The following is a 6,682-nucleotide window of genomic DNA, read 5'->3' on the forward strand; positions in this document are numbered from 1 at the left end:
CTTATTTGTCCTCATTCCAGCGCACTGTCACGCCGTGAAATTGCACCGCCATACAACGGCGACGAATGCCTTTAATGTTCTCGATAATGTCCACAGCCATGCGGCGAAAATCAGCAGTTGGCTTGTCGATTTGCACAACCTTCACGCCACTGTGGACAACCTTCATACCGCGTAAACGCAGCGCGCTAATCACATCGAATTTAGGGTTTTGGTGTCTCATGTCTTGCTCCTTGCTTATGCTTAAACGGGTTAGGTAACAGGGTTATTCCACGCCTTCGAGGTCTTTAAAGGCGGCGCGTAAATGGCTAACGCCAATGGCGCTATTGCTGCCGCTGGCCATCATGGCGGCAAGGCGTAGGGTTTGATTAAGCAGACGCAGCGCACCAGGCTTTTCAGATATAACCGTCATCAGGGCGCGTTCGCTGTCGCCGTGAATGCCCCAAGCGGTGGCAATGGCGGTCACATCGTTTTTCTTGGCTTTATGAATGCCGACCTTTTTGGCGATACGGCTAAACAAGCGGGCAAAATCTTCATTGCGGCGGCCGCCAGTCAGTTGGGCATAAACGCGGTTATTACCAACCAGCACCATGCCGACTTGGGTTTGTTCCTGCAAAATGCGCAGTTCTTCGAGGGTGGCGTAATCCAAATGATCCGCCTCATCGATGATCACCAATCCACCCGTACCCATGAGACGGCGCTTAATGGCGCGAGCCAATGGGCCTTTGCGGCGCGGCGCATCGTCCATACCGAGTTCTAATGCCAGTTCATACAAGCATTCGCTGAGGCTGGATGCGCTGGGTGAAGCGGTGATCATCCACACGTTAGGGTTATCGTTGGCGTAGTGTTTAGCCGCTGTGGTTTTACCCACGCCCGAGGCACCAAATACCACGCTGATACACTCAGCTGCATGGGCATAGGCTAGTGCGGTATGGATTTGGTTTGCAGTTTGAGTTTGTACAAACTTAGGTGCGACAGGGTTTGTGGCGCGGTTCGTCTGCAGGGCAAGCCATGCGCTGAGCTTTTCAGCCACACCCGCAGCATCGCCACCGACGCCATCATATTTACCGTTGAGGTACTGGCTGATCACGCTAGTGCTCATATCTATCTCTTTTGCCAGTTTCGTCTGGGTGACTTTTTTGCTATCGATCATCCCTTTAATGGTGTCGATAACCTGCTGCTGTTGGTCTGGTTTCACTTCTGATTGAGAAATACTGACAACCTTGTTCATGATATTTTTTCCTTTTCCATTTCGGGTAAGAGCTGATTAAGTTGGGTTTAAACGGGTGTTAAAGTCGGTTTTTATTTTTCTCGGCAAACAACGCCGATACGCCGAGTGCAAAGGCCTCTTCAAAGTTTTCAGCCTCTGGCTGGGCGGCGACAGTGCGCACGGTATTGCCGTGACGGATATGCACCATCTCGGTGGCTGCTGGCGTTAATGGCGGCTCAGGTTCAACCCCGCGCATTAACTCAGCGGCTTCAAGGTTGCTCATGCGCTTATGTGCTTTGGCAGCTAACTTATTAGCCTTGGTGAATTGGGTACGGTGGCGAGTGTGTTCGCGGGCGGCATCGGTATCACCAAAGCCAGTCGCTTGAATACAGTTGGCCTCACAGATCAGCAGACCAGACAGCGTGTAACACACCACCATGCCGTGCAGATTATCGGGGTCGAAACGGGCGACGATCTTCTGGCCGACATAGCTATATAAAGCCTCGTGGTGATAACGGTTTTTACGGCTGGCAACCGCGCCGCCTGCATCGAGAACTACCGTTGCTTGGCTGCTAACACGTACCGCTTCGGCGCTGAGTAACAGCATGCGTTTTTGTTCAGCAGTGGCTTTACGCACCGTGGCATTTTGGTAACTGGCAGCAAAGGCTTCGTCGAATGACATTACGCCGCGACACACTTCAGTTTCACGGTTTGGCCTTTGGTTAAAGGTCTGTACGCCTTCGGCTAACACCCGCATAAACACCTCGACAGCAACGGCTGTACTGCCATAGTTATCGGGTTTTGCCTTTGTGTTTGCGCCAGTGTATGCACCCTCAAAGGCAATGTTTTTATCCACAAATTCGCCCAAACCACCCACGCCAAAAGCGCGTTCGATTGGCTTAGCTTGACCATGGCCTTTACCGTGGAGCACGCTCGACCAATGCAGTTGAATACCGAGCATTGGGATCAAACCCATTGGGTCGTCAGGCTTCACTTTAAAGCGATAGCGGTTAGGTACGCCGCCCGTCATCCATTTGTTGGCGGCTGCACGGGTGTTATCCAGCGTAAGTTGCTTAGGAATACCGTATTGGTTGACCACATCCATTAGCGACAGACGAATCGTGTCGGTGTTTTCAGACACACCAACGCGCCAAGCGAGGATCTTGCGGGTGCGAATATCTGCCCAAAACCATGTTTTAGGGCGCAGGATCTCGCCGTTATGCCAGCGCACAAACACGTTATGTTGATAGCCGTCGCCGTTGATCCACTCCATCGCCTTGATATCCAGCACGGTACGTTGCTGTGCAGGGTAGAGTTGCATCAGAGCGTGTTCGCCTTGGCGTAACATCACTTGCTGTTCGTGCGGCACTTCTTTATCTAAGCGACGTTTTAAGCTATCAACCGAGGGTACTTCCCAGTTGTGTTTTTTGGCTGTGTCTAACAAGGCCCAATAGCTAGTGGCAAAGTTAGGTTGTTCTAACCGCAGGTAGTCGGTTTTAAACCATTCCCACGCTTCATCACTCACGGGGGCTAAACGGTTAGCGGCGTTGTTCATGGCCGCAATTTTGTTTTTGGTCAGCAACTGCGGTGCCCAATCGGCTTTATCAAAGCCTTCGACCTTTTTACAGTCACGGCGCAGGGTTGGCACAGCAAGTCCAAACTCAACGGCGATATGTTCATACGCAGCCATCTTGTTGGTACCGGATTCAACTAGCGCATAAAAGGCACTCACATAAGCCAGTTTGGCTTTGGCAACAGACTGGGCGTGTTCGCCCGCACGTTCCCACAATTGCCAAAGGCTAGCGGCATCGTAACGCTCACGCGCGGATTTAGGTTTTGGGGCATTCAGCACAGTACCGTTAAGCTCAATCTTGCCTTGCTGTGCAAGCAACTTGGCTTTAGTGGCAGGCGGTAAACTGTTGAGGTGATATTCAAAACCACCGCCACGGCCTTCACGTTTGCGGCATGTCCAACCTTCGCGCTTGGCTTTAGCGTTAATGTTTTGTGTCGTGCCAGGCATGTCAGGTAAACCGATTAATTCAGCAGCACTAAACCATTGTTTTTGTGATGTGCTCATTCATTTTCTCCATCGAACATCGCCAGCTCTGGTTCTTGGCTTTTACTGACGTTTTCGCTATGCCAGGCAATGCCACCCATCACATTGTTAAGTGCAGTGATGGTGTCTTCGGCTGCGCTTTGTCCTTGGTAAAAACGGATCAGTAATCCCATAGCTTCACTAAACGAGCCTTGTAGTTCGTTGACTTCGGTATTAGTGGCTTTACGGCCGCTGGGAATATCGATAACGAGGCGGTTGCTAGATGCAGCGATATACAAGGTCATGTAATCCGCACCACAGGCGTGCTCAAATGGGCGGATCAATACGGCAGGAATACGACCATTCTCAAGCCATTTATATAGCGTCCACTTGCTAGGCAAACCCATCAGATCGGCAACGCGGTCTACTGAAAGGTTTTGTTTTTCGCGGGCAAACTCTAAGCACAACTCCATTGAGTGGCGCAGATTATTTGCTCGTACCTTTTTCCAGTTGCGTCTAGCCATTGGAAACCCCTATAAAATTCAGTTCCAAACAAAGTCGATCGTTGCGCTTGTCGGAGCGATCGCATTGCTCATACACTTCAATGCAATTCAATCAATAAAACAGGCTAACTATGACCAACCCACTCAACGTACCAAGCGAACTCATACCCATGGATGCAGAAACACTCCACGAGTTGGTGACGTCATTTATCTTTGTTTCCATTGATGCTTTGCATGCTGAACTGCAACAAATACGCAATCTCTTACCAGGCGTTTTAGTACCCGAAGTTCGTCCCGAAACGTCAACATCCAACGTAATGGCGCTAGGCGAATGTGTTGGTAACGCACTATCTTTCGCGTTTGCGCCCACTGACGACGAGCTTCGCTATGCGCTCTCGCATCTGCCACCGTCCCAAATCCAACTTTTAACATCACGCCTTCGCCAAATAGCGCATCGCTTGGTTCAGTTAGAAGAGGATCATCATTGCCAGCTACTGGCGGTATCCCCTGTGTGGCATCAACGCTGGCGCTTGCTGATTGAGGGGCAGTTACATCCTGCTTACATAGGGGGCATGTTTTTTTAGGTGCGCTCATTTATGCGACCTCTTGAACTTGTTTGTGCGCACTTTTATTAGCTGTTGTGCTAATATCGTTTTCGATGAGTTTGTTAGGATGTGAGTAACGGCTAGGCCAGATCTCAGCGGCATCAATGCCAATGGCATCAGCAATTATGCGCTCGCCCTTTGGCCAAGAAACCCGCAACGCATTTTGCAAAGTGTTTGAGGCTAAGCCATTCTCACGGGCAACGGCGGATAAGGTGGAGCCCTGTTTACGGATGGCAGCGATAATATCGGCGCGATGCCAGTCGTCTTTTGTGCGAAGTGAAGTAGTTTGCTTACGCATTTTTTTTGCTCCTATATATAGCTGTTTGCTTGAACTCATTTAGTTAACTGCAAGTGTAAATTAACCTCAAATGAATTCGGTTGCAATAGATTTATATCTTCATTCAAGTTCATTATTGAGTTTAAAAGCACTCATATTATTGTTTTTTATTTAGTATCAATGGGTTATCTTCTGTATGGATGAATTAAATAAAGTTGAACGACCTCATTCAAGTTCAGGTGGTGAAGTTGAATGTTTTAGTTCTAGGCTTACTGAAATAATTGGTTCAGACAGTGCGCGTTCATTTGCGATGAAGGCTGACCTTTCTCAAACAGCGATTCAGAAATATTCGATAGGTGACTCGACACCTAATGTGGAAAGGCTCATTGCAATAGCTAAAGCAGGCGGTGTGACCGTGGAATGGTTGGTGACGGGCAATGGCCCTAAGTACCAGAAGGATTTTGATGCGTTAGTTAGTCAGTCTCATACTGACAAGTCTGTTGATGTGGTTGCGCAAATGGCGACACCTTCGGGTTTTCTTGCTGAATTTGCTTTGATACCAGGCTATAGCGTACAAGTTTCTGCAGGCTGGGGGAGTGAGGGGTCGGATGAAGTTGAGCCTAGCCGTCATCTTGCTTTTAGAAAGCGGTGGCTTAAATGGCGAGGCTTTGCTGAAAAGGACTTAGTAGTAGTGTGGGCTAAGGGCGATAGCATGGAGCCCATCATTAGCAATAACAACACCTTGCTAATTAACATGCAGCGTACCGAACTCACCGACGGTAATATCTTTGTTATCCGCAATGAGAACCAACTATGGGTAAAACGCGTGCAGGTTATGCCTAACGCTTGGCTTTTATTGAGTGACAATCCTTTATATAAGGCTATAGAAGTCCCAATGGATGAACAGCACAGCTTCCAAGTAGTTGGGCAGGTTGTTCACATCTCGAAGGATATTGGGGATTAAAATTTAAACCTCTTTTAAACGTCACATAGGTTTAAATCACAGTGATCACTTTTTTAGCGGCATTTGCCTAAATTGGATCGCCATTGATCAAAATTGAGATCGCACCAATCAGATACAAAAACGGCGTGGTAGCTTGGACAACTCGCCCAGCAAACCCGCGCCGTTCCTCAATCGATCTCATTTATTCAGGCCAAATTTTATCTAATCTCGATTTAATTGGTTTCTGATCATTATTTAAGAGTCTATACAACCACTCCTCTAAACGCTCACGCCACTCCGCATTCTCAACCAATGGTTCGCCCTTCGCCTTCGCCATCGCTAAAGCAGACATATCATCACTCGTCGGCCCGAGACCACCATTAACGAGAATCACATCGGCATGTAAGCTACGTTCTTGGAAAACCGCAATCAGATCCTCGAGGCGATCGCCGACGGTCACTCGACGCTGGATCTCGACACCATGCTCCATCATAGTACTGGCAAACCAAGCGGCGTTGGTATCAACAATCTGTCCCGCCAACACCTCTTCCCCAGTGCAAATCATCTCTAACTTCATCTCAGATCCTTATCTACCCCAATAAATTAAAACATAAGGTAAGTAACCGCTTAACTAATAGCAATAGCTAGGCTCGATCGAGAACTAAGATAGCTGTAGCAAAATCGGAGCATTGACAAAATAACCGAACAAATAATCGACAACCATTACTTACTATTGATGTCATGAAGAGTGAAAGAGAGTGTTAAGGAGAGAAAAATGGGAGGAAAACTGACTAATTAAATAGACACTAGGCTGGATTTCACAAATTGCATACGCAAAAAAGCCAGCTTATTCAGCTGGCTTCGTTACATCTCAATGAGATAATTAGGCGCTTGGCGATGACCTACTCTCACATGGGGAGACCCCACACTACCATCGGCGCGTTTGCGTTTCACTTCTGAGTTCGGGATGGGATCAGGTGGTTCCACAAGGCTATTGTCACCAAGCAAATTCTGTTTATTACCGTGTCCATCTCTGGCTCACGTTAATAATAATTCGGAAAGCTGATTTTCTGTTGAGTCTTTAACTTTATCAAGTGTCGATATTCTGTCTA

7 protein-coding genes, 1 rRNA gene and 1 pseudogene are annotated in these 6,682 nt (G+C 48.2%); 2 read left to right on the top strand and 7 right to left on the bottom strand.

Annotated features, from left to right (window positions below):
• Position 1 precedes the first annotated feature (1 nt).
• The 4 genes from L5M51_RS18960 to L5M51_RS18975 are packed head-to-tail and all read right to left on the bottom strand — an operon-like array spanning position 2 to position 3,766.
• Entirely contained in the window at positions 2–220 is a 219-nt protein-coding gene (locus L5M51_RS18960; protein WP_263174131.1) for a hypothetical protein, read from the bottom strand.
• A 42-nt stretch (positions 221–262) separates the two neighbouring features.
• The gene (locus L5M51_RS18965; RefSeq protein ID WP_263174133.1) at positions 263–1,228 is read right to left on the bottom strand and encodes an AAA family ATPase; all 966 of its coding nucleotides are present in this window, start codon (positions 1,226–1,228) and stop codon (positions 263–265) included.
• Positions 1,229–1,286: 58 nt separating this feature from the next.
• Entirely contained in the window at positions 1,287–3,284 is a 1,998-nt protein-coding gene (locus L5M51_RS18970) for a transposase domain-containing protein (protein ID WP_263174134.1), read from the bottom strand.
• Positions 3,281–3,766 carry a hypothetical protein gene (locus L5M51_RS18975; RefSeq protein WP_263174136.1) on the bottom strand — a complete coding sequence of 162 codons (486 nt, stop codon included), beginning with the start codon at positions 3,764–3,766 and terminating at the stop codon, positions 3,281–3,283. The genes L5M51_RS18970 and L5M51_RS18975 overlap by 4 nt, the downstream gene beginning before the upstream one ends.
• A 110-nt stretch (positions 3,767–3,876) precedes the next feature.
• On the opposite strand from L5M51_RS18975, the gene L5M51_RS18980 reads away from it, so the two are divergent.
• The gene (locus L5M51_RS18980; protein WP_263174137.1) at positions 3,877–4,329 is read left to right on the top strand and encodes a hypothetical protein; all 453 of its coding nucleotides are present in this window, start codon (positions 3,877–3,879) and stop codon (positions 4,327–4,329) included.
• Positions 4,330–4,339: 10 nt separating this feature from the next.
• Here the strand turns inward: L5M51_RS18980 and L5M51_RS18985 are convergent, their stop codons facing one another.
• Positions 4,340–4,648, bottom strand: a complete 309-nt coding sequence (locus L5M51_RS18985; RefSeq protein WP_263174138.1) for a helix-turn-helix domain-containing protein — start codon at positions 4,646–4,648, stop codon at positions 4,340–4,342.
• Between the two features lie 175 nt (positions 4,649–4,823).
• Between L5M51_RS18985 and L5M51_RS18990 the strand changes: the two genes are divergently transcribed.
• Positions 4,824–5,591, top strand: coding sequence for an XRE family transcriptional regulator (locus L5M51_RS18990; protein WP_263174139.1), 768 nt, complete (start codon positions 4,824–4,826; stop codon positions 5,589–5,591).
• Positions 5,592–5,778: 187 nt separating this feature from the next.
• On the opposite strand, the pseudogene L5M51_RS18995 reads toward L5M51_RS18990, so the two are convergent.
• A pseudogene (locus L5M51_RS18995) lies at positions 5,779–6,147 on the bottom strand (molybdopterin-binding protein); the annotation flags it as partial.
• Positions 6,148–6,459: 312 nt separating this feature from the next.
• Positions 6,460–6,575, bottom strand: a 5S ribosomal RNA gene (rrf, locus tag L5M51_RS19000).
• Positions 6,576–6,682: the final 107 nt, after the last annotated feature.

The sequence above is a fragment of the Shewanella sp. SM73 genome, assembly GCF_025653795.1.
Lineage (GTDB): Bacteria > Pseudomonadota > Gammaproteobacteria > Enterobacterales > Shewanellaceae > Shewanella > Shewanella oncorhynchi.